This window comes from Sporomusa intestinalis (assembly GCF_055383785.1).
In genome coordinates this window covers 3,723,992-3,746,286 of sequence record NZ_AP042390.1, presented here as the reverse complement: position 1 = coordinate 3,746,286, position 22,295 = coordinate 3,723,992, and the positions used below count along the sequence as shown (strand labels likewise).

Below are 22,295 nucleotides of genomic sequence, written 5' to 3'. Positions count from 1 at the left end.
AAACCTCCTTTTATCGCATTGTCGCAAAATTTTGGTGCTGACAGGAGTGTTTTCTATTCTTACCAGCGGTGCGTGGCTGTCAGCAGCACGGTCCGGCCTTCGCCGGCATAGCCGGTGCCGACATCATAAAACTTATCAAACAGATTGCGGAAGTTCAGCGCCAGCCGCCATTCATCCAGGTCATAGCGGATCATCGCATCGGTCACTACCACCCCCGGATGCTTAATGGTGTTGGCGCTATTATAACGAGAACCGATATAGCGCAACCCGCCGCCAACCCCAAGCCCTTTCAGCTTGCCTTCCTGTATCGTGTAATCGGTCCAGAGCGAGGCGCCGTGCTTGGCAATCCCTGCGGTGCGCTTGCCTATGTCTGTTGCAACAGTGCTCTTCGTTGTTTTATTATCCAACAAGGTATAAGCGGCGATAATATTAAGACCTTTAACCGGTGTCAGCTGGGCTTCCAGTTCCAACCCTTTGGATGTCACCTCTCCGGTTTGTACATTGTAGTCAGGCTGGCTGATAATGACTTCATTCAGCGGGTCGGCGGTCAGCACATTTTGCTGGCGCAGGTCAAATACGGCGGCGGTAAACCGGGCAGTGCTTCCGGTTGGCTGGTACTGGACACCCAGTTCGTACTGGGTTCCGGTGGTAGGCACAAAAGCCTTGCCGTACCGGTCTGAGCCGGACTGCGGTTCGAAGGATTCGGTATAACTGATATAAGGGGACAGCTCGCTGGTAGCATGATAGACGATACCGGCCCGGCCGGTAGTGGCCGTCTGTTTGATACTTTTCGCATTATCTTCATACCAATCCCGGCGGCCGCCCGCCAAAAACACCCAACGATCTCCCCATTTCGCCTGGTCCTGCAGATACAAACCGCGCTGGCGCATATGAGATAATTGAGAATAAAAGGGAATATTCGGCGCGGTTACCGCCTGACCATAATTTAATCTCCCTAAATCGAGGCTGGGGGCAGAGCCCATTAGCCAACGGGAATCAAAGTTGCGCCGCAGGTAATCCAAGCCCAGTAAAGCTGTATGCGACCACGCCCCGTTTGACCATTTGGCCTGAAAATGAGTATCGATGCTATCGGCACTCAAGGTTTCCGGCATTGCATATGCGACCCGGTCTAAGGTTCGGCCGTCGCTGCTAAGCCCGCCGCCTATGTCTATATATTGATACCGTAGGTCAATATCGGAGTGACGGGCAGTCTGCGTTACTGACCACATATCGTTAAACTTATGTTCAAAAATATAGCCGATCTGCTTCTGCTCCCGCTCGAAGCGATCGTAATCCGGTTCGCCGATAAACAGGGTACTGGGATACCCGTACAGAGGATGATCGGATGAAAAAATTTGCCGGGTGCCGGTAGAAGAGCCTTTAATATCATTTTTTTGGTAAGTAGCTAAGATGGTCAATTTCGTGTCAGCATCCGGTATCCACGTTAGCGCCGGAGCAATAAAAACACTTCTGCCGCTGGTATAATCCCGTTCAAAATCCTGCTCCTGGGTCCGGGATGTCAGCCGAAACAACAGTTTGCCGTCCGTACGTGCCGGTCCGCCGATATCCAGGGCGATACTCTTATTCGCGTTATTGCCGGCCTGAATTTGGATTTCATGCAGTTCCTGCTCAGGCGGCTGCTTGGTAACTTGATTAAACAGACCGCCGGGAGCGTTGGCGCCATAAAGAATAGAAGCCGGACCCCGCAGGATTTCAATCCGGTCAAAGGCATAGGTGTCGGTACTGGTTGTAGCAAACACGCCGACCGGGTTTCGCAGGCCGTCGGTAAAGGACGAATAGTTGCCGCTGCTAAGTCCCCGAATGAGCACATAGCTGTAGCCGCGAGCGTCTTTGCCGTATGTGGTGGGAGTGATGCCCGGCGTATAGGCGATGGCTTCATCCAGGGTTTGTACGGCGCGGGCTTCCATCTGCTCCCGGGTGACTACGCTGATGGACTGAGCCGTTTCGTTGAGTGGCGTGTTGGTCTTGGTGGAAACAGAGCTGCGTTTGGCAATATAGCCGGTGTCTTTTGTGGCTGTTACCTCCACGCCTTCCAGGGCAAATTCACGCTGCGCCGCATCACCGGCGGCTGCTGTTTCCCGGGCGGTCTGCTCAGACGGGGGTTGCGCCGCTTCTGCGGCGGCGTAAACGGGATATTGCCAAAAAAGGCTGCTGCCGATCAGGGCGTATAGCAGCCTTTTTTTGGCCGGGCTTAGTGTACTGTTTTTCATTCGTTCCCTCACACTCCTTTAAGATTTAGGGTCCCTGGCTCATGCCGAAAAGCCTGCTTGTCCCGGCGCAATGGCAATGGCTAAGGTAGCAAAACGGCGCTGAACGAACGTAACTTACTCTTCTTGTGTTATATTGACGGAATTGCTAAATTTATTTTGTCATACCAATAGGAACGAGGCGGCTAGGAGCCCTCTTTATATGATTTGTGCATAGCAGGAGGAATTTAGTTGACATTGATTATCATTATCTTATATACTTTGTCTTATAGGCGAAACAAGCTGAATCTGTGGCGATTACCATGAATGTAACACAAGAAGAAACTGTTACATTCGCAGAAATCCGATTAAGCCAGGCAACATAAGGAATAGGAGGGTATTGTGACTTACCTGTTTAAGGCTCTGTCCGGTTGCATTCAATGTATGGCAATCTATAATTAGACTATACGCACTACATTGAACAACAGGGGGAGATCCTATGGAGTTAGTAGAACCAATTCGCAGCAAGAAACAAATCGAAAAGATGAAACGATATCTCAAACGGCAAAATATCCGCGATTATTTGTTATTCGTCCTGGGCATCAATTGCGGTCTGCGTATATCGGACCTGCTAAGGCTGACGGTGGAGGATGTGTACAATAAAGAACGCATTCAGGTTCGTGAGCAGAAAACCGGGAAAAGCAAGAGCTTTCCCTTGTCGGATGCCTGCAAAAAGGCCATTCAGGAATATATTGCCGTGACAGGCGTGACGCAGGGCTATTTGTTTGCCAGCCGTAAAGGGCGCAAACCAATTAGCCGGGTTCAGGCCTACCGGATTTTAAGCCTTGCCGCCATGCAGGTTGGTATTCGCGACGCCATCGGCACGCATACGCTGCGCAAAACCTTCGGCTATCATGTGTATCAGAGCGGCGTGGATATTACCCGCATCCAAAAGCTGCTCAACCATTCCGCTCCCGCCATTACTTTGGCTTATATCGGTATTACCCAAGAGGAGCTTGACAATGTATATCTCCGGTTAAATTTATAGGCCGATGGCGAAGGGAGTAACCGGCCGTTAAAAAAAGAAAGATACAGGCACCCAGGCGGGGTCCGCGGGCCGCCGGGAACGAAAATAAAGCACGAAACCTGGAGGCCAAACTGCACGAATGGGGTACGCGGCCCCGGCAGGGCCCTTCACTCGTGCTGGGGGATAGTTATTCAGTTTTTGCAGGAGATCTGCCGGTGATGCCGGCAGCTTTTTTTGGTTTGGCACAATACAGGAAAATAGTTTGGTAAGTATTGGATGAATTGCTGCAGCCTACTTCCTGATAGAAATATTATGGTATAATTAATTTAATTTATAGACTATTTATCTAATAAATCGACACGTATTGGAGTAGAAAGGATGAAATATCATTATTAAAACAGTTCGGAGTTGGTCACAACCAGATGTTCCTGATCTGCTGGGACGAAAATACGTTGATTGGTCGGTTTTTGTATATGGCACCCATATTCCAGTAGAGTTTCATCCCGATTTTGAACAAGCAAATGATGGGTATCATATTGAGCGTGGAAAACATCACGAGATTACCTTATTAGTTGAAGATCAACGGTTTCAAGTAAAGCTTTTTAATATTCAGCGCAAAGGCGTTGAAGCCAATACATTACAAATCCGTTACGATACTAACAAAATTGTAAAGGAATTTTTTATTGATAAATTTCGTACAAGCTATAACTATCTCCAACAGGTGCGCGAAAAAAAGGCGATAGCAAAAGATGCTAGCGCTATACGGGTTCCAGATGAACTGGCTGAATATATCGATTTCTACAGAACAGACGAACCATTTACTTATCGTCTGGAGCTTCATACTTCAACAAAGGCAATACTTGCCCTATCCTTTAGTAAGCTTTTTCAGGATATAGGCCAGGCTCAATGGGCATTTCAAACAATAGTTGCTGTTGCCATACAACTTGGAATAACTGATGCTCATGACCTTCGCTATTCTATCCGCTTGAGTCGACGAGGTGATAAGCTGAACTTTGTCTTTTGTGATTGGCTAGTTTTGCAGTTTGTGCGCAAACAAGACCAACTTTTGCTTCTCTTCCCGCTACTTGATGAGTTAGCAGCAATAGATGCACTTTTTTGTGACTTTCGTTATGCTTGTAAGCCAGATGAGCACCAAATTAGTCTATATGCACTTCCCGTTGAGACCTATCTTATTTTGGCAGATAAATTAAAAGGACCAATAGCCCAAACGATGGATAACATTAAGAAACGGTTTGCGCAATATAAGCGGAGCCGTTATCGGAGGAGTCATATGGAGACATTAGGTAAGGCTATGTTTGAACAGGATAGCTTAACTACAGTGCTGAAAGATGGTTTAAAACAGTCGGATATTGATCAAACAATTGGTGTCTGGTGGGTTAATCAAGGGTCTTCCCAACAGGCAGAGCAAGCGGAAGGCGTGCTTTGGTCGCCACAAAAGAGTAGTGACGGCAAATCGTTGTATCATTGGGATACAATGACAGAACTACAGGAAGATGATATTGTTTTACATTATTCTAATGGTGCTTTGCGTTATGTTAGCCGGGTGTTAGTTCCTGCTGTAGAAAGTCAGCAACCACAAGCATTAAAAAATTCCTACCACGATCGACCAGGCTACTTGGCTAAGGTTGAGTATTATGAACTGCAACCAGCGATTCCTCTAAAAATGGTAACGTCTGCACTACAAACTTTGGATATTCAACAAGGTCCATTTGATAGTAATGGCGGGGTAAAACAGGGTTATCTATTCCGCTTTAATGAGAAAGCGCTACAGCGTATTCAACAAACCCACTTGGCAACAAAATGGCCTGAGTTTACCCAGTTAGACCGAGAAGAGGCGGTTAAGTATTGGATTTTCAAGAGTAATCCCCAATACTATAAGGCGGTAGACGCTTTGCGTGATCAGGCTGTCCATAATTGGCGGGTCCTTACACATCAGCAGGCGATTAAAAAAGGCGATAAAGTCATTTTGTGGATTACTGGAGCAGAAGCGGGCTGTTATGCCCTAGCAACAGTAACCTCAGATGTAGATTGGATAAAAGACAAAGTATCTCCGTACTGGGTCAATAAAACAAAAGAGCATGAAGAATACACGGGGTGTGATTTACTGATCGACTATTCATTGGTTGACTGCCCTATTTTGCAAACTCAAATCACTGACAATGAAAACTTGGCAAATTTGCATATTGGACAACAAGGGAGGATATTTTCGGCAACAGCACAAGAATATATGGAATTCGAACGCTTAGCCCAGGAGAAATTGGCACAGTGTTCTGCCACGCCTGAACGTATATGTAATGAAGCCTATTCAATGGATCAGTTTGTCGCGGAAACTTATCTTGATTCCACCGAAGCAACTCGTTGGTTGAGAGCCATTCGGAGAAAAGGGCAAGTCGTTCTTTATGGTCCACCGGGTACTGGTAAAACCTATGTTGCGGAGCGCTTAGCTAAATTACTTCTTAGTGAAGGAGAGGGCTTTAGCGAGTTGGTTCAATTCCATCCGGCTTATTCGTATGAAGATTTTATGCAAGGGATACGGCCAACGACGCAAGAGGACGGATCAATTGGCTATTCACTTATGCCTGGTCGTTTTTTGGATTTCTGTCAGCGTGCCATGATGTGCCAAGGCACATGCGTATTCATTATTGATGAAATTAATCGAGCTAATTTAGCACGTGTTTTTGGTGAGCTAATGTTTTTGCTGGAGTATCGTAATCAGCAAATCCCTTTAGCCGGGGGTGGCCTGTTTAATATTCCTAACAATGTCTTTATTATTGGTACTATGAATACGGCAGATCGGTCAATCGCATTGGTTGATCATGCGTTACGGCGTAGATTTGCATTTCTTGCATTGCAGCCAAATCTGGATGTTTTAGAACAGTTCCATCAAGGTACAGGTTTTAATAGCAAAGGACTGCTTTCTGTTATAAGGAATATCAATCAGCAAATTGCTGATAAGCATTATGAAATTGGCATCTCTTTTTTTATGTGTGAAGATCTTACTGAGCAAATAGAAGATATATGGACAATGGAGATTGAACCGTATTTAGAAGAATATTTTTGCGATCAGCCTGATAAAATTCACGAGTTTCGGTGGGAACAAATAAAAAGTAAGGTTTTCTTATGAGCAAAGCAGATTGCATTGAGCTTGTAGAGTATACGCCAGCTTATCTGCCTAAGGATCGAATTGCAGAGAAAACTGCCACCTACATTTGGCAAGAATACCGAGAGCAGGTGAGCATTGAAGCGCCATCATTCAAAAATAATGATCACTGGGAACTTATATCGCAAGGCTGGGTGGGCTATCTCCCTCTCGCCAAAGAATTTGGGATTTCGCTTTTACCGAAGGTTCCTTTGGAGAATTTATTCGGAATGCTAGAATATGCTTATCGATTGAAAAGTTTCCGAATTTTAGAAGGGCTCACAACTTGCGGAAGCTTACAAGAGTTCTATGAGCGTATTGCTCATCTATTGACGTTACGTGTTCTTACGCGAGCGAAAAAAGGCTACTATCGGGAATATGAAGACTATACTGAGACATTACATGCAGTTCGTGGGCGACTGAATTTAACCAAGATGCTCACAAGCCCGAATCGCGCGAGCTTTCCTTGTGAATATCAAGAACACTTAGCAGATATCAAGGATAATCAAATTATTCTATGGACCTTGCATCGGATTATACGCAGTGGCTTGTGTTCTGAGCGGGTGTTGCCAACGATTCGAAAGGCATATCGCTCTTTGCAAGGACATGCCAGCTTGTGTCAATGTACCGCAAGTGAATGCTTGCGGCGGCAATATAATCGGTTAAATCAGGATTATGAACCAATCCATGGGCTCTGCCGGTTCTTTTTAGATCAATGTGGCCCTAAGCATGAGGCAGGGACACATGTGATGTTGCCATTCCTGGTGGATATGGCGCGTTTGTTTGAATTGTTTGTTTCGGAATGGTTACAGGTCCATTTACCATCGCGATATGAGTTAAAGTCGCAAGAACGCCTGCAGTTTGGAGATGCAGGTGATTTGCGTTTTACTATTGATCTGGTGCTGTATGACCGTGAAAAACGGAAAACGATCTGTGTGCTGGATACGAAATATAAAACAGATTATACGCCTGCCACAGCCGATAGAAACCAGGTGATAGCGTATGCGGTGGCTGCTGGATGTCAGGAGGCAATATTGCTTTATCCGACAGACGAAATTCAATCGTTTGATCAGCAAGTTCGGGATATACGTGTACGGTCGTTGTCTTTCTCGATTAAGGGCGATTTGGAGGCAGCAGGTAAGGCTGCGTTGAAGGATATTATAGAGTAAGGTCGAAGGCGAAACTGCACCTAAAAAAGGAGAGACTGACAAATAAGTTGTAAATTATCGGACAGCTCCGGTATGAACTCGTGAAAGCAAAAAAATGATGACCACGAATATGATTGTTGAAATCCAACAAGACACTGAGAAAAAACGAGCCGGTATCAGAAAGTTACCGGGAACGGTTTTGCAAAACCAGACCACAGGTGAAGTGATTTATACACCACCCAGTAGTGAACAAGAAATTCTTGACTCATGTCAAACCTGGAAAGATATATCAATGATGATTATGATACGATTGACCCGCTGATCAAATCGGCACCCATTCATTACCAGTTTGAATCGATCCACCCGTTTTATGATGGGAATGAACGCACCGGGAGAATCATAAATGTTTTATACCTGGTTCTTAAAGAGCTGTTAGGCAGTCCGATTCTATATCTTAGTGAATACATCATACGCAACAAAAACGCCTATTATCGGCTAATACAGGAAGTGTGGAAGAAGGAGGCTTGGGCCGGAATGGGTTCTTTTATCCTAGATGGCATTGAGCAACCCGCCGAAGAGACATTGCTATTGGTGAAGAATATTCATGCAATGGTGGACAAGACTGCAGAAGACATAAAAATATGCTGCCACGGGTTTATTCAAAAGAACTGGTGGAGCTATTATTTATGAGTTTTATACCAGAACGGCATACATGGAAGCAGGCTTGGCGTTTCGCGCAAGACAGCGGCCGCTTATTTGTCAGCTCTAGAAGAAGGTGGTTTCCTTGTATCGAAGAAAATTGGCAAGGAGCGAATTTATCTCAACAAGTAATTATTTGAGGTGGTTCAGGGCGCGGGGACCTAAAGGGAACTCGGGTAATAAATTTTGCAATTCGGAATGATGGACTGTAGTGTTGGATGAAAATTCTCAATTAACTTGAGATATAAACAGAGATGGCAGAAAAAGATACAGGATACGTTTTAGTCTTGCAATTCTTACTTATTTGATATCTGATATATATAATACTTATTCCTTCTGCTCATCAAGTTATAAAAATACTTGAACTAAAGGACATAAGCATATGGATGAAACCAAATATTTAATCTTGATTAAGGGGAAAGATGAAACTTCAAATGTTTTGTCGTATACCAGTCATGGTACAAAAGTGAATGTCACGTTTAAAAGCTTAAAGTCGTATCTATACAAACGTCAAAACGTAATTATTGAAGAAAATCCAGCAGTAATCGATGTCATAGATCAGGTAGTATATTACAACAACATTCTTTTAACCGGCGTAAAGCAAATATTACATTTTAATGGAAGAGTAAGAATAATATTTGAGAAACAGAAAAGTGAAGTATGTAATTCTGACGCTATACGGGTAGATGATAACTATTTAAATCATAATGCTGCAGAAGATATCTTAAACTATTGGAAGGAAATAGCGCCGTATACCAGAATCGACGATGATGAAGAAGCTTTCTTGAAGTGGGAGTATGATCGTTTAACCTGTATAAATCTTGAAAGTGTGTTAGGCTGTTATATAACTAAGGCCCCTTTGCAGCGTTTGAACCATGACGCTGATAATGTAATATTTCCTTTCAGTTTTAATCTGAGCCAAAAGCAAGCATTGGAAAATGCCCTGCAAGCGAACATCTCAGTCATAGAAGGGCCTCCGGGAACAGGAAAAACGCAAAGCATCTTAAATATCATTGCGAACCTTGCCATTATGCAGGGCAAGACAGTGGCGGTAGTGTCAGGCAATAACGCAGCTGTACAAAATGTTAAAGATAAGTTGGAAAAAGAGCAATATGGTTTTTGGGTCGCTTTTCTTGGAAAGAAGGAGAATCGAAAGGCTTTCTTTGAGAAGTTTCCCCAGTATGATGTAACCGATTGGAAAAGCAAGATTGAGGAAAGCGTATTACTTGAGAAGATTAATAGTTTGAATGGCCAAATCAATTATTTGTTGAATTTAAATAATGAGCAGGCTAAAGTTCAACAAGAATTAGCGGCTTATTATATAGAGAGACAACATTTTAATCGATACTATGACAATCAAGATATTGAAGAAATTAAACGATTGTTGTTTTATCGTAAAACGCCGGAACGAGTTATATCTTTTCTATCCGATCATTATTTTGCACTGGAAGAACAGAAAGCCCACAAGCTTACATACAAGTTGGAATTGCTAATAAAATATGGCTTTACTGATTTTAAGAAACTAAAAGAGAATGAAATCGCTATTGTATTAAATTTACAAAAAGAGTATTACGACTTAAAAATAGCAGGCCTTGAGCAGCGCAAGAAGGCATTAGAGCAAGAATTAGCCAATGCGAAGTTTGATCAATTGTTGGACCAGCACAAGGAATACTCGACAATTTTATTCAGGCAGAAATTGTTTGGCCGATATCACGCTAAAGAAGTCGTTCAATTTACTAGTGCCTCTTACAAGCGGGATTTTGATAAATTCATTGAACGGTTTCCGGTTATACTTAGCACCACGTATTCTTTACGTAATTGCATACCGGGTAACTATCTGTTTGATTATCTAATTGTTGATGAATCCTCACAGGTTGATCTACTGTCAGGCGCGTTAGCCTTGTCCTGCTGTAAACATGCGATTATTGTAGGAGATACAAAACAATTACCGCAGATCGTGGATGAGAAGACAAAAGAAAAAATACAAACAGCGGATGTGGAAAATATATACGATTATTTCCAGCACAATATTCTTTCTTCCATACTTGCTCTCTATCCAGAACTTCCCAGAGTTATTCTTAAAGAGCATTATCGGTGTCATCCCAAGATTATTGGATTCTGCAACCAAAAATATTACCGTGGTGAACTGATTCCATTTACGCGGGAAGATGCAAGCGACATTCCATTTATTTTATATCGTACTGTCAAGGGAAACCATATGCGGGAAGTAACAAAAGGGGAAAGTCGCGGCAAATATAATCAACGCGAACTGGATGTTATCGAAGAAGTTTTACAAAATCCTCATATTGTTACAAAAGAATTTACTGAGATTGGTTTTACCACACCTTACAGAAACCAGGCGGATAGAGCGGGAAAGACATTTGATAATGGTATGGAGTGTGATACTGTACATAAATATCAAGGTCGAGAGAAAAAACTTATGATTATGTCGACGGTTCTGGATAATACTTTTTCCGGTAAGAGGGGACTTGCCTTTGTGGATGATCCCTGTAAAATAAACGTTGCCGTTTCCAGAGCGCAAAATCAGTTTGTATTGGTTACCGATAACTCGTTTTTTGAAAAAGCGGGAAAAGAAGTAAGTGATCTGATTCGTTACATCGAATACCATACGTTAGATGAACATTTGATTGAGAGTGAAGTGGTTTCTGTATTCGATTTATTGTATAAGGAGTATTCGAGCAAGCTAATCACATTCCAAAACCGCTTACCTAACAAGTCAAAGTACAAATCGGAAAACATAATGTGGCAGTTGTTAGACGATATCGTTAGTGAAGATACATATAATTGTCTTGAATTTACTATGCAAGTATTGCTGAAGAACTTACTCAAAAATGACGATAAGCTAACGCCGGAAGAAGTAAGCTATGTAAATCATAATGCTTCTGTAGATTTTGTAGTTTATTACAGACTGAATCGGAAGCCAGTGTTAATAATTGAAGTTGATGGTTTTGCCTTTCATGAAAATAATCCGAGACAATTGGCAAGAGATGCATTAAAAAATAGTATTTTAGATAAACATGGGCTACCTCTTTTACGGTTTGCAACAATGGGAAGCGGCGAAAAAGAAAAAATAAAGCAAAGACTAGATGAAGTATTGAATGGATAAGTAAGGTATTTAGGCAGAGTATAAAGATACCACCACAATATGGTGGTATCGACAGAGCAAAATATACAGAAAGTACAGTGGATACGGACACAGATTAGTTAAGCAAAAGTAAAGCGTCAGATGAAGCTAGTGTGAATTTGAAAATTGATCATATATAGTTCCCCTGATCAGTAGTTTTGACAACAATTTACAACAAACACACTAAAAATTCTGTGACGTTCCATGGCGTTTAGAAACGTAATATAGAATCAAACCTTAGCTACGAATCAAAATGGTCGCAGGTTCGAATCCTGCCGGGGCCGCCATAGGTATAGCAAGGGTTTTGCGAGGATTTCATAAAGCTCTTTTTTCGTTTATATCAATTTGGCAACCTCGCGGCCGATTGTTTTTGTGTCCTGGCCGTGAAAGCAGGATGCTTCACCAAGGCGCGGGTTAGTCGCATTTGGGCCGGCTGATCTGAAATACAGCCAAGGCGGTTGTGATGAGGCACAGCCAGGCCAGCCAGTCGCCGGCCATATTGCCTTCCACGCCGCGCAGGACGGCAACACGGGTATGGAGCCAGCCATCAGTGTGACAATCCAGCGCCGGCACCAGCAGTAGGCCGGCCTCTTGCCGGCTGTATTCCCTGGCCGGCAGGACAAAATCCATATCCTTGCAGATGGCCAGCCCCGTGACGGCCCCGCCGGCATCCAGCCAGGCCAGGCTGTCGCCGGGCGTGTAACGGCTTTCATAGGCCGGCAGCAAATGCTGCTTGTCATAGGCGGCGGCCAGGGAGCCGTCCGGGGTAAAGGCGAGTGCCGTATTGGCCAGCCGCTCCTGCCGGAGGCTGAGGCCGGCAATGAGGACAACCCGGTTTTTCGCCGCTATCCGGCTTAACAGCGCCAGTCCGGTCTCCCGGTTTTTCGGCGCTAAGAACGCCAGCTTCTCCGGCAGCACGACTACCTGGGCCCCGGCGGCGGCCAGAGCATCCACACTACGGCCGTAGTTTTGCAATGTATGGTTCACGGTTGCAGTGTCCTGACTAACCAGTTCAGCCCTGGTTACCGGGACGGCGGCCAGGCCGACGGTTACCACAGGTCCAGCGGCCGGCAGATAGAGCCGGCAGGCCCCGTACAGCAGCGCGACTGCCAGCAGACCGCCAACGGGCAGCAAGACAAGGCGATACTCGTTGCCGTGCCGGCGGCAGTGCCAGGCAACGGCCAGGCAGGCGGGAACCAGCATGAGTAGGAAAATAATGCCCCAGATGACGGTCAGAGAAGCCAGTTGAATGACCGGCAGATTGAGTGCCTGCGTATAGGCCAGGCTTTCGAAAGTGCCGAACGAGGATAACAGGGAACGGCTATATTCAAAGGACGTCCAAGCAGCGGCATAGGCAAACGGCGCGAAAGCGGGGCGGCCGGACTGGACCAGGGCGCGAAGCAGCAGGACCGACGCGGCAAAGGCGATCGCGCTCAGTGCGGTCAAGCCGGCGAAAAGCGGCAGCGGCAAATACCCCCACAGGTTCAGTGCGCCAAGGCTGTAGGCTGTAAGCGCGGCCAGCGCCGGCCGGCGGGCGCCGCAAAAGAATACAGACAGACCGGCAGCGGTGCCAGCCAGGTCAGTGGCCAGTTAATAAAAACCAGTGGAGAAAAAGAACAGGGCGGCGCTTAGGCCGGCAGCGGACAGCAAATTATAAGGAAACCTATTTTTTGCAGGCACTAAGGCGGACATATGGAAACCCCCCTTGTGTTCTTCTGGATATTTTCGCAGAGGCAAAAGGAAATCCTGTGCAGGCTGAGGCTGCGGCCGGTGAGGAAGGCGCTAGAGCGCTTGTATTCAAGCGCTTTGTCCGTTACCGCCGGCCTGGAGGCGCAGCCGGGGCCACCGCGGCCGGCCCCGCACACTGCAAATACGTACCCATTCCATTAGAACAAGGCGGTATGTCAATTGACGTACCGCCTTGTCCAGTGTAAGCCGTTAGCTGCTGGCGCTGTCATAGCGCTTTAGGCCCACGTGCCATAAGCAGAGCGCCAGCCCCAGGAAAAAGGCGGTAACGCCGGTACACAACAGCCATTCCTGCAGGCCAAAGGGAGAAAACAGCGCCTGGGCGGGCATATTGGCCATTAGGCCATAGGGCAGGAGGACATACAATAGCAGTTTCCAGGCCCCCTGAATGGCGGGCGCCGGCAGCCGGAACGAAAACTCGACCAGGGCACCCTCCATTTGCTGAAAGGCATTTACCCTGGTCAGCCAGAAGGACGCTGTGCGCAGGCCCACCATTAACGCGTACATCAGCAGGTACATACAGAGGAGCACGATGATAAACCGCAGCCCATTGCCGACCGACAGGACGCCGAGCCCGGCCCCGCCGTAGGCGGCAATCCCCAGGCCGGCGGCGGACAGCGTCAGCGCGCCCGGATTTGTCTGCCCGAAGCTGGTATACAGCAGCGCGTTGACCGGTTTGACCAGGGCCAAATCCAGCGCGCCGGTGCGGATTTTATCAGGCAGCGCGAGGACGCCGAAGAAGTAGGTACCCATATACAGCCCGTCAAGGGCAATGAAGGCGCCGGTAAACACCGTCAAATGGTGGAGGTTCCAGTCGCCGATGCCGCCGTTTTGCGCCAGTACGCCGAAAAATAACAGTTGGATGGAAAATACGGTCAAATCGACCAGGAAGGCGCCCCAGAAGCTGACGCGGTACATCATGGCGGTGCTAAGCTGCAGCCTGGCCAGGGTGGCGATGACTTTCAGGGTATGAACGGCCTGCCGGCTCATAAGCCCACCCCCTCAAAGCGCCTGGGAGCCTGTTTTTGCAGCGCCAGGCAAAGCGCCAGCGCCGCCAGCACCCAGCCGGCCAGCACGCCAGCGGCGGTAAGGGGTGGAATTTCCGCCTTGCCCAGGCATAACAGCACCGGATAATACGTGAGATACGAGAAGGGCGACCACAGGGGCAGGCTGTCGCCAAAGACCATATGCAGGGGAATGACGGCGCCGGCCAGAAAGGCTTTAATCACATTCTGCAGGACATAAATAAACTCGACGTCAGTGAAGGTAAAGGTGGTCATCGCGATGAGGTGGCCGGTCAGCAGGCTGAACAGCGTTCCCAGCAGAATGACCGGCAGCGCCTGCAGGACATGGACCGGCTGAATAACCGCGAAGGCGTCCGCAAACCCCAGGCGGGCAACAGATAGTACAGTGATTGACGCCAGCAGCGGCAACAGCGCCCTGGCCAGGCCGGCGGCCAGGAAATAGCCGAGCGGCGACAGCGGCTTGACCTGGTACTTGGCATAGCCGCCGCCCCTGATTTCAGCGGCAAAATCCTGCAGCAGCCCGTCGCTCTGGGTCAGCGGGGCGAGCATGCCAGCCAGCAGATAATAGGTGGTCATCTGCTGCAGCGTAAAACCGTTCAGCGTGTCTGCGCCGCCAAACACGGCGCTCCATAACAGGTAGGCGAGGACAACCGCGAACACGCTGAAAATGGCCGTCAGCCAGGTGTCGCCCCGGTAAGCCAGGGAGTTTTTCCATTCACTGCTGATGATGAAACCATATTTTTTCATAGGCCCTGATACACCCTTTCCACCAACAGGGTTGCATCCTCATCGGCAATTTTGATGTCCGCGATATCGGATAAAGCCAGCACCTGTCGCAGGCAATTTCCAATCTGCTGTTTGGGGGTGCGGATGACAGCGGCATAGTCACTTTGCTGCAAAATTTCCGCATGGTCCAGCGCAGGGAGCTTTTTCGCGGCGGCGAAGGCCACTGTAATCGTGCTGGTCAGACTGTGCCCGGCCAATAATTGCTGCAAATCGCCGTCATAGATTTTTCGCCCGCTGCGCAGCACAATGCAGCGCTTGGTCAGCGCCAGCAAATCCTCGGTGTAATGGGAGGTTAGGAGCAGGGTGACGCCCCGCTCCCGGCCGGCGGTTTTTAGCATGCCTCGGATTTGCCGCTGGGCAACGGCATCCAGGCCGATGGTCGGCTCATCCAGGAGCAGCAGCCGGGGCGAATGCAGCAGGGCGGCGATCAGTTCCAGCTTCATCCGCTCCCCCAGCGACAGCTTGCGCACGGGAACGGACAGGATATCTTCCACGGCAAACAAGCGGCTAAAATAGGCGAGCGCCTCCCGGTACTGCCTATCGGGTAGCGCATAGATGGCCTTGGTCAGCAGCAGGCTGTCGCTGGCCGGCAAATCCCACCACAGCTGTGACTTCTGTCCCATTACCACAGCAAAGCTTTTCTTAAAAGCGGCTTCGCCTTTGGCGGGGCAAAAGCCATTTACCGTCACCTCGCCGCCGGTTGGCTGAATAATCCCGGTCAGCAGCTTGATGAGCGTTGTTTTGCCGGCGCCGTTCGGCCCCATCAGGCCAACAAACTCGCCTTCGCCGATGGTGCAGGAAAAGTCCGACAAAGCCTGTCTTACCTTGGTTTGCCGCCTAAACAGCGACTGGATGGAGCCTCTTAAGCCGGCAGCTTTTTCAAAATACCGATATTCTTTACTCAAGTTATTGACTGTAATACTATTCAATTCCGGTCATCTCCGTTTCTGTAACGATGTTGCCTTGCCGCCTGTCGTCCGACAGCGGCGGAAAAGCGCAATGGACGCAAAAATGCCCGCAGAAGACGGACTGCCTCTTGTGGGCAAGCGCGACATGCTTCTGCGGGCATCATAAACCCCGGCGATAAAGTAGACTTAGCTTCAGGTGGGGGGTTTAACCCCAGCTGCAGGTTAGTCATCGGATAAAATAAAAAGCATAACAGGACAGACCTGTTACACCCGGCTTGCGGCACTAAGATAAACCACGGATTTCCCGTGTTCACCCGGCCGTATTGATTGATTGACGGAAGCAGTCTGCAGGACAGCCCGAAAGCACCGGCGGCAATGCCGGCAACTTGCGGAACAGGCAAGCTTAAACAGACAGGAGACCCCTGTCGTTGTCAAGCAGCCTATTCAACTATTTAGTTGAATATCACCGTTACAGACCGAACAATCATTCATACAACTCCTTCGTCGATAAGATGGTTTTAGCATAGCATGAAACCGCGGGTTTGTAAATGGTTGAGACACTACCGCTAATAGGATAAAAAATAATTGCCACCAGTGGCTGGCCCCAACCCGCCGCTTTTTACTGGTAGAATAAACCAGACAGTGTTATACTAATTTTGATTTGTAATTTTTAGGAGGTGTTTAGAGTGAAAAAAGCATTTCTGGCGTTACTGGCTACGACACTCTTTTTTATGTGTGCTATAGCCAGCGTAAATGCCGCTGATCTCGTGGAGCGCCGCGACTTGAAAAAGTATGCTTCAGACTTTACCGGTACTTTTGTCCTGTATGATGAGGCGCAAGACCAATACACCGTATTTAACCAAGCGCAAAGCACAGTCCGCTTATCGCCGTGTTCCACCTTCAAAATCTACAATTCCTTGATTGGCCTGGAAACGGGTGTCTTGGATAGGGAAGACGTATACACCTTGTTTCCCTGGAATGGCAAGCAATATTCCTTTCCCGCCTGGAACCGGGACCAAACCCTGGCATCAGCCACGCGGGATTCCGTCGTCTGGTATTTTCAGGTGCTCGCCTCCCGTATTGGCGAACAAAAAATGCAGGAATATCTTGATACAATTGAATATGGCAACCGGGACATTTCCGGCGGGCTGACTACCTTCTGGCTGCGTTCTTCGCTGCAAATTTCGGCGCGTGAGCAAGTTGAACTGTTACGCAAATTATATGCGGGAAAACTGCCGTTTTCGCCAGAAAACATAGAGGTAGTCAAGAGAAATATCACGGTGTCCGAAAACAATGGAATACGCTTGCTGGGCAAGACAGGCTCAGGTTTTGAAGATGGGAAATGGAAGCTTGGCTGGTTTGTTGGCAGTGTAGAAAAACAAGGAAACCGGTATTTCTTTGCCGCCAATATTCAAGCGCCGGATGGAGCGACCGGCGGCAGGGCCAGGGAGATAAGCAAGGCCATTTTGAGAGACCTGGAAATTTTATAATTCGTTAAGCCCAGCAAGGAGAAAGTCGGGACTGCGCCCTGACGGCCCAGTAGGGGGAGGTGTATTACCACAAAGGCTACCCGCCCGTCCTTAGTGATAGCCGGCCGATAGCAAGGTTAATGATGTAATAATACAATTAGTTGGAGGTAGGCAACTATGACCAGCATAGAGCAACAATGGCCCGACCTATTTGCAGCACTTGCTGCGTCGGCTAAAAGACCGGCCTTATTTGAAAAAGATGCGGTTCCCTTTTGGGATGACCCTTATATTTCTGGGCAGCTGCTGGCCGCCCATTTAAATCCAGAATTTGACGGTGCGAGCCGTCCACTGGCTGCTATCGAGAAAACAGTCGCGCATCTTACAAGCAGCGCTTTGTTAAAACCCGGTGACAAGGTATTAGACCTGGGATGCGGTCCGGGCTTATACAGCAGCAGGCTTAGTCAATCTGGCATCCATATGACCGGCATTGATTTCTCCGCGCGCTCAATTGAATACGCCCGGAAAAAAGCGCAGGCGCAAAAACAGCCCATCGAATATGTTCACGGGAATTTTTTTGACATGAGCTATGATGGAATGTTTGACAGCGTTCTGCAGATATATGGTGAGTTATGCACCTTTGCTGATGAAGAGCGGGACCGGTTGCTAACAATGATTTACCAAGCGTTGAAGCAAGATGGCTTATTTATTTTTGATGTTTCCACCCGTGAACTAAGAAAACGCGAAGGACTGAAAAATAGATGGCAGTTTTCTGATGGCGGTTTTTGGTATTCAGGAAAACATATAGTACTGGAGCAGGGTTTTGATTATCCGGAACAGGATATCTGGGTCGACCAATATACGGTCATCCAGGAAGATGGCAGTTGCCGAAGATATCATATGTGGTTTCATGACTATTCGTTGCAAACCATAGCAAAAGTACTGGCCAAGCATAATTTCAAGATTGTACACCGGTGGAATAGTTTAACGGGAGCACCATATAAGGCGGGTGGTGACTGGATTGCTTTAGCGGCGCAAAAAATCAGGTAAACAAAACAAGCGGCCTTATCAATAGGGGCGTGCAGCCTGCCGGATTTTTTCAGGAAAAAACTCCTTTTCATCTATTGGCCATCAGCCGGCACGCCTCTTACGGTGTGGTATTCATAGCCAATATACAGGATCAGTGCTATTATTCCCCCTACCGTGGAATAAAGGTACATGGTCGCATAACCTACAGTCTGGGCAATTAAGCCCAGGAGTATTGCCCCGGTACCGATGCCGAAATCAGCCCCCAGCATCAGCGTCGCGGTAGCGGTGCCCCGGCGCTGAGGTCCAACAACGGTAATCGCCATAGCCTGCAGTGCCGGTTGGGTGGCCCCGAACCCCAAGCCCATGAATATCCCGCTGACCAAAAAAAGGGCAGGATGGTGGGACAAGCCAAGGATTGTCATAGATAGGGTAACAAGCAAGAGGCCCGGCACCATTACTACCCGCAGGCCCAATCGATCATAAAGTTTACCGGCAATTGGGCGTACTACTATTACCGCAACAGCAAATACACTAAAATACATGCCCGGATTATGTATTCCTCGTTCCTGCGCATAAAGGGTCATAAAGGCTACAATTCCCCCATAAATAGTAGTGCAACAAAAGCTCATTGCCGCAAAGGGTAAAGCAGCAGGTTCAATTAAGCTTCCTCTCGGCCCGGCCGCTTGTACAGGACGATAGCGGATACTGTATGCCAGCACCAAACCAAGCAGCGCACAAAGCCCTGCCAGGTTGAAAAGGATAGGGAAACCCCATTGAACGCCGATAAACACTCCCGCCGCCGGTCCTATCGTCATAGCGAGGTTATTCGATAGTCCAAAGAAACCCATACCTTCTCCCCGGCGCGATGCCGGAATAATGTCTGCGGCTACGGTTCCCGCCGCCGTGTGTGATGCGCCCCAGCCGAAACCGTACAATACCCGTATTGCCAAAAGGCCTGCCACCGTTCCTGCCCATTGGTAACCAATGGCGGCGATACTGAGTACTCCCAAGGCGCCTAGATAGATGCTGCGTCGCCCCCACTCATCCAGAGCCCGGCCAATCACTAACCGGATACCAACGGCGGAAAAAGTAAAAATGCCAACAACAAGGCCGACAACTGCCTCTGTGCCGCCGATTTGTTTGACATAGAGTGGCAGCGTAGGCATGATAAAATATAAGCTAGTAAAGGCAGTAAAATTGGCCAGGCAAATGCGGATGAAATCAGCACTCCATAACACGGCGTGTGCTTTGTAAGTCTCGTCCATTTCCGTCCTCCTCAATTTTAGAAAAAATGTTTAATGTACCAGTCCAAACGTTATTTGCTGCTATTTAGATTTTCCATTGTTACTTGTTATATATTATAAATTCCATTGTTTTTCCATTAAAAAACTGAAGGCTGTAAAATCCCTTATTGCAAGGGGCTTTATAGCCTTCAGCTTTTTCCTGATCAGCTTCTTATATTTATTTTAATGTTCCTTTTCTTGCTCTTCCCAAGCTTTGAAAATATAATTGAGATGTCATGAAAGGCCTATGCTTTATTGTATTCGTGATACTTGCTTATACTCCTTTTTCTTAATTCCCGTGCGGTGCATGCAAAAATCGAATAGTTCAGTGTCTTTCTACCAGGATTAAAACAAATCACATATCCTATCGATTGCCGAACGCGTTTGATCATAGCCGGGACCGTTTACCACAAGCATTTTCTTCAACTCGTCAATGGAAATAGGCTGGACAATTGCCATACTATGTATGCTATATTAGAAATAGGCGTTTTGATTGTATTTGAGAGATGAGCCTCTCCGGTATTTTTCTATTGAGTGTGGGCGGTGATTGCGTGGAAGAAAAGGTTCAATTTCTGCGGGTTAAGGATGTACCTAACCTGGAGCTATACCGGAGCGTTGATGCTGCTCGTTCAATTTCCCGGCACATCCACTGGGTCTTTAGCCTGAGCGTGGGTGAGGCGGGCGTAGGAATTCACGAGACGAAGCAGGGCAGACAGTATATAACACCTGGCAGTATTCTGATTGTAAATGTCGGCGAGGCGCACAGCAGCAGCGTGCCTGACGGCTATACTTATTCGAGCCGCTCCATCCGAATAGACCCGGTGCAGCTCAGCGCGTTGCTGCAGCAAATCACTGACCGGCGACAGGATAACACTATCCGCTTGCGCCAACCGGTTGTTTATGATCAGGCACTGGCCCGGCAAATCAGCGGCTTACACAGGATTCTGGGGGAAGACGGGGCAAGATTGGAAAAGGAGTGCCTTTTGCTGGATATTCTCGCGCAGCTTTATGCCCGCTATGCCTGCGAAGGGCTAAAGAAGGTTGCTGACGGTGACGAAGGCACTCCGGTAGCCCGCGTTTGTGAATACCTGCAAGACTGCTTTCATGAAAATGTATCATTGGCACAATTAGCGGACCTTGCAGGGCTCAGTGCATTTCACTTAGCCCGCGTGTTTACAAAAGAAATCGGTGTGCCGCCTCATAGCTATCAACTACAGATCCGCTTGAAAAAAGCCACTGATTTGCTGGCTGCCGGTAAACCCCTGGTGGAGGTAGCCCTTGCTACGGGTTTTTGCGACCAAAGCCACTTTCAGAAAGCTTTTAAAAGAAAATTCGGCATAACGCCCGGACAATATGAATGGTGATTTACTCGGCCCTGGTTTGTTTTTGTTTGCGGATGATGCCCACCATGCAGGAGGCAATAAAACACAGGGCGCCCCCCGCCACAAAGGTTGCCAGGTAATTGCCAATCCAGGTATGTAAGATGCCTCCGCCCCAAGCGGCCAACGCCGCGCCTACCTGGTGAACGGCCATAAGCCAGCCGAATATAACGGGGCCTTGCTGCCCGCCAAAGACATCGGCAGTCAGGCGTACTGTCGGCGGCACGGTAGCAGCCCAATCAAGACCATAAAAAACAATAAAAAATAACAAAGTAATATTGTTTTGCTCCAAGCCAAAGGGCAAAAACACCAGCGATAAACCGCGCAGACAGTAATACCAAAACAACAGCCACCGATTGTCGAATTTGTCCGAGAGCCAGCCGGACGCGGCTGCTCCCATCACATTAAATACTCCCGCTACGGATAACAGGCCCGCAGCGGTCATTGCCAATAGACCATGATCGACGCAGGCAGGAATAAAATGCGTCCCGATTAGTCCATTGCTGGTGGCGCCGCAGATAAAAAAACTGCCGGCCAGCAACCAGAATTCTTTTACTGGCAGAGCTATTTTTAGCGTTTTGAACACCAGCGCAATGGCCGCAACTGGCGGAAGCGGCTCCAAAGCGGGTGCCAGCGAGGCCCCATATGGGAGAAGGCCGACATCACGGGGGGTATTCCGCATCATTAATGCGACAAATACCGTAACGGTCAGCGCCAGGAGCGAAATAGACCACATGACTGTTTGCCAGGACAATATTGCGAGCAGTTTTGAAAATAGCGACAAGAAAATGAGTTGTCCCGCTGCGCCGGCGGCGCTGAATAGCCCGACAACCAGCCCTCGATGTGTAACAAACCAGCGAACGGCAACAATTGATCCCACAACCGTTGACAAAAAGCCGGTTCCGGTGCCGACGATAATTCCCCACAAAAAGGTCATTTGCCAGGGCGTCTGCATCCAGCCCGACAGGCCGATGCCGCCGCTCAGCAGGAGCAAGGCCAAAAGCATGATGCGCCGGACTCCATATAACTCCATCAGGACAGCAACCACCGGTCCGCAGAGCCCATATAGTAAAAGATTAACTGCCAGGGGAAACGTGATAATTGCCCGGTTCCAGCCAAAATAATGTTCAAAAGGAACAATGAAAACCGTTGGTAGCGACCGAATTCCACCGGCTATCAGTAACACCAGAAACGTAATGAGGGCGATAATCCAGCCATAATGAACCGGCAACCTCAGGCGACCTTGTTGATTCGTGCCTTTATTCATCCTATAATGCCTCCTCCCGC

The 22,295-nt window shown here is 47.9% G+C and carries 16 protein-coding genes; 9 read left to right on the top strand and 7 right to left on the bottom strand.

Features of this window, described 5'->3' with window-relative positions; genetic code table 11:
• Window positions 1-59: 59 nt before the first annotated feature.
• Entirely contained in the window at window positions 60-2,231 is a 2,172-nt protein-coding gene (locus ACZ481_RS17620) for a TonB-dependent siderophore receptor (RefSeq protein WP_464766656.1), read from the bottom strand.
• A 475-nt stretch (window positions 2,232-2,706) separates the two neighbouring features.
• Between ACZ481_RS17620 and ACZ481_RS17615 the strand changes: the two genes are divergently transcribed.
• The 6 genes from ACZ481_RS17615 (at window position 2,707) to ACZ481_RS17590 (ending at window position 11,368) form a co-directional block, all read left to right on the top strand.
• The gene (locus ACZ481_RS17615) at window positions 2,707-3,255 is read left to right on the top strand and encodes a site-specific integrase (protein WP_464766655.1); all 549 of its coding nucleotides are present in this window, start codon (window positions 2,707-2,709) and stop codon (window positions 3,253-3,255) included.
• 700 nt (window positions 3,256-3,955) lie between these two features.
• Window positions 3,956-6,379: an AAA family ATPase gene (locus tag ACZ481_RS17610; RefSeq protein WP_464766654.1), complete on the top strand. Its 2,424-nt coding sequence runs from the start codon at window positions 3,956-3,958 to the stop codon at window positions 6,377-6,379.
• Window positions 6,376-7,563, top strand: coding sequence for an McrC family protein (locus ACZ481_RS17605; protein WP_464766653.1), 1,188 nt, complete (start codon window positions 6,376-6,378; stop codon window positions 7,561-7,563). The genes ACZ481_RS17610 and ACZ481_RS17605 overlap by 4 nt, the downstream gene beginning before the upstream one ends.
• A gap of 246 nt (window positions 7,564-7,809) precedes the next feature.
• Window positions 7,810-8,232, top strand: coding sequence for a Fic family protein (locus ACZ481_RS17600; RefSeq protein ID WP_464766652.1), 423 nt, complete (start codon window positions 7,810-7,812; stop codon window positions 8,230-8,232).
• 66 nt (window positions 8,233-8,298) lie between these two features.
• On the top strand, window positions 8,299-8,373 hold the full coding sequence (locus ACZ481_RS17595) for a hypothetical protein (protein ID WP_464770653.1): 75 nt from the start codon (window positions 8,299-8,301) through the stop codon (window positions 8,371-8,373).
• A gap of 250 nt (window positions 8,374-8,623) precedes the next feature.
• Entirely contained in the window at window positions 8,624-11,368 is a 2,745-nt protein-coding gene (locus tag ACZ481_RS17590) for an AAA domain-containing protein (RefSeq protein ID WP_464766651.1), read from the top strand.
• 432 nt (window positions 11,369-11,800) lie between these two features.
• Here the strand turns inward: ACZ481_RS17590 and ACZ481_RS17585 are convergent, their stop codons facing one another.
• From ACZ481_RS17585 to ACZ481_RS17570, 4 genes are all read right to left on the bottom strand, one after another.
• Window positions 11,801-12,856, bottom strand: a complete 1,056-nt coding sequence (locus ACZ481_RS17585; protein WP_464766650.1) for a nitrilase-related carbon-nitrogen hydrolase — start codon at window positions 12,854-12,856, stop codon at window positions 11,801-11,803.
• Window positions 12,857-13,324: 468 nt separating this feature from the next.
• The gene (locus ACZ481_RS17580) at window positions 13,325-14,122 is read right to left on the bottom strand and encodes an ABC transporter permease (RefSeq protein WP_464766649.1); all 798 of its coding nucleotides are present in this window, start codon (window positions 14,120-14,122) and stop codon (window positions 13,325-13,327) included.
• Complete coding sequence (locus ACZ481_RS17575) at window positions 14,119-14,904, bottom strand: ABC-2 family transporter protein (RefSeq protein WP_464766648.1); 786 nt, start codon at window positions 14,902-14,904, stop codon at window positions 14,119-14,121. The genes ACZ481_RS17580 and ACZ481_RS17575 overlap by 4 nt, the downstream gene beginning before the upstream one ends.
• The gene (locus ACZ481_RS17570) at window positions 14,901-15,848 is read right to left on the bottom strand and encodes an ABC transporter ATP-binding protein (RefSeq protein ID WP_464766647.1); all 948 of its coding nucleotides are present in this window, start codon (window positions 15,846-15,848) and stop codon (window positions 14,901-14,903) included. The genes ACZ481_RS17575 and ACZ481_RS17570 overlap by 4 nt, the downstream gene beginning before the upstream one ends.
• A 689-nt stretch (window positions 15,849-16,537) precedes the next feature.
• On the opposite strand from ACZ481_RS17570, the gene ACZ481_RS17565 reads away from it, so the two are divergent.
• Both ACZ481_RS17565 and ACZ481_RS17560 read left to right on the top strand, forming a co-directional pair.
• A complete protein-coding gene (locus tag ACZ481_RS17565; RefSeq protein ID WP_464766646.1) occupies window positions 16,538-17,341 on the top strand; it encodes a penicillin-binding transpeptidase domain-containing protein in 804 nt (267 codons plus the stop codon).
• Window positions 17,342-17,497: 156 nt separating this feature from the next.
• Window positions 17,498-18,367, top strand: a complete 870-nt coding sequence (locus ACZ481_RS17560) for a class I SAM-dependent methyltransferase (protein WP_464766645.1) — start codon at window positions 17,498-17,500, stop codon at window positions 18,365-18,367.
• A 71-nt stretch (window positions 18,368-18,438) separates the two neighbouring features.
• Here the strand turns inward: ACZ481_RS17560 and ACZ481_RS17555 are convergent, their stop codons facing one another.
• Window positions 18,439-19,611: an MFS transporter gene (locus ACZ481_RS17555; RefSeq protein ID WP_464766644.1), complete on the bottom strand. Its 1,173-nt coding sequence runs from the start codon at window positions 19,609-19,611 to the stop codon at window positions 18,439-18,441.
• 569 nt (window positions 19,612-20,180) lie between these two features.
• Between ACZ481_RS17555 and ACZ481_RS17550 the strand changes: the two genes are divergently transcribed.
• Entirely contained in the window at window positions 20,181-20,993 is an 813-nt protein-coding gene (locus ACZ481_RS17550; RefSeq protein WP_464766643.1) for a helix-turn-helix domain-containing protein, read from the top strand.
• A 1-nt stretch (window position 20,994) separates the two neighbouring features.
• Here the strand turns inward: ACZ481_RS17550 and ACZ481_RS17545 are convergent, their stop codons facing one another.
• A complete protein-coding gene (locus ACZ481_RS17545) occupies window positions 20,995-22,275 on the bottom strand; it encodes an MFS transporter (protein WP_464766642.1) in 1,281 nt (426 codons plus the stop codon).
• Window positions 22,276-22,295: the final 20 nt, after the last annotated feature.

Coding starts and splice junctions, on each gene's coding strand:
- ACZ481_RS17545 (WP_464766642.1), bottom strand. CDS start 22,275: ATGAATAAAGGCACGAATCAACAAGGTCGCCTGAGGTTGCCGGTTCAT.
- ACZ481_RS17580 (WP_464766649.1), bottom strand. CDS start 14,122: ATGAGCCGGCAGGCCGTTCATACCCTGAAAGTCATCGCCACCCTGGCC.
- ACZ481_RS17605 (WP_464766653.1), top strand. CDS start 6,376: ATGAGCAAAGCAGATTGCATTGAGCTTGTAGAGTATACGCCAGCTTAT.
- ACZ481_RS17555 (WP_464766644.1), bottom strand. CDS start 19,611: ATGGACGAGACTTACAAAGCACACGCCGTGTTATGGAGTGCTGATTTC.
- ACZ481_RS17615 (WP_464766655.1), top strand. CDS start 2,707: ATGGAGTTAGTAGAACCAATTCGCAGCAAGAAACAAATCGAAAAGATG.
- ACZ481_RS17620 (WP_464766656.1), bottom strand. CDS start 2,231: ATGAAAAACAGTACACTAAGCCCGGCCAAAAAAAGGCTGCTATACGCC.
- ACZ481_RS17600 (WP_464766652.1), top strand. CDS start 7,810: ATGTCAAACCTGGAAAGATATATCAATGATGATTATGATACGATTGAC.
- ACZ481_RS17590 (WP_464766651.1), top strand. CDS start 8,624: ATGGATGAAACCAAATATTTAATCTTGATTAAGGGGAAAGATGAAACT.
- ACZ481_RS17575 (WP_464766648.1), bottom strand. CDS start 14,904: ATGAAAAAATATGGTTTCATCATCAGCAGTGAATGGAAAAACTCCCTG.
- ACZ481_RS17560 (WP_464766645.1), top strand. CDS start 17,498: ATGACCAGCATAGAGCAACAATGGCCCGACCTATTTGCAGCACTTGCT.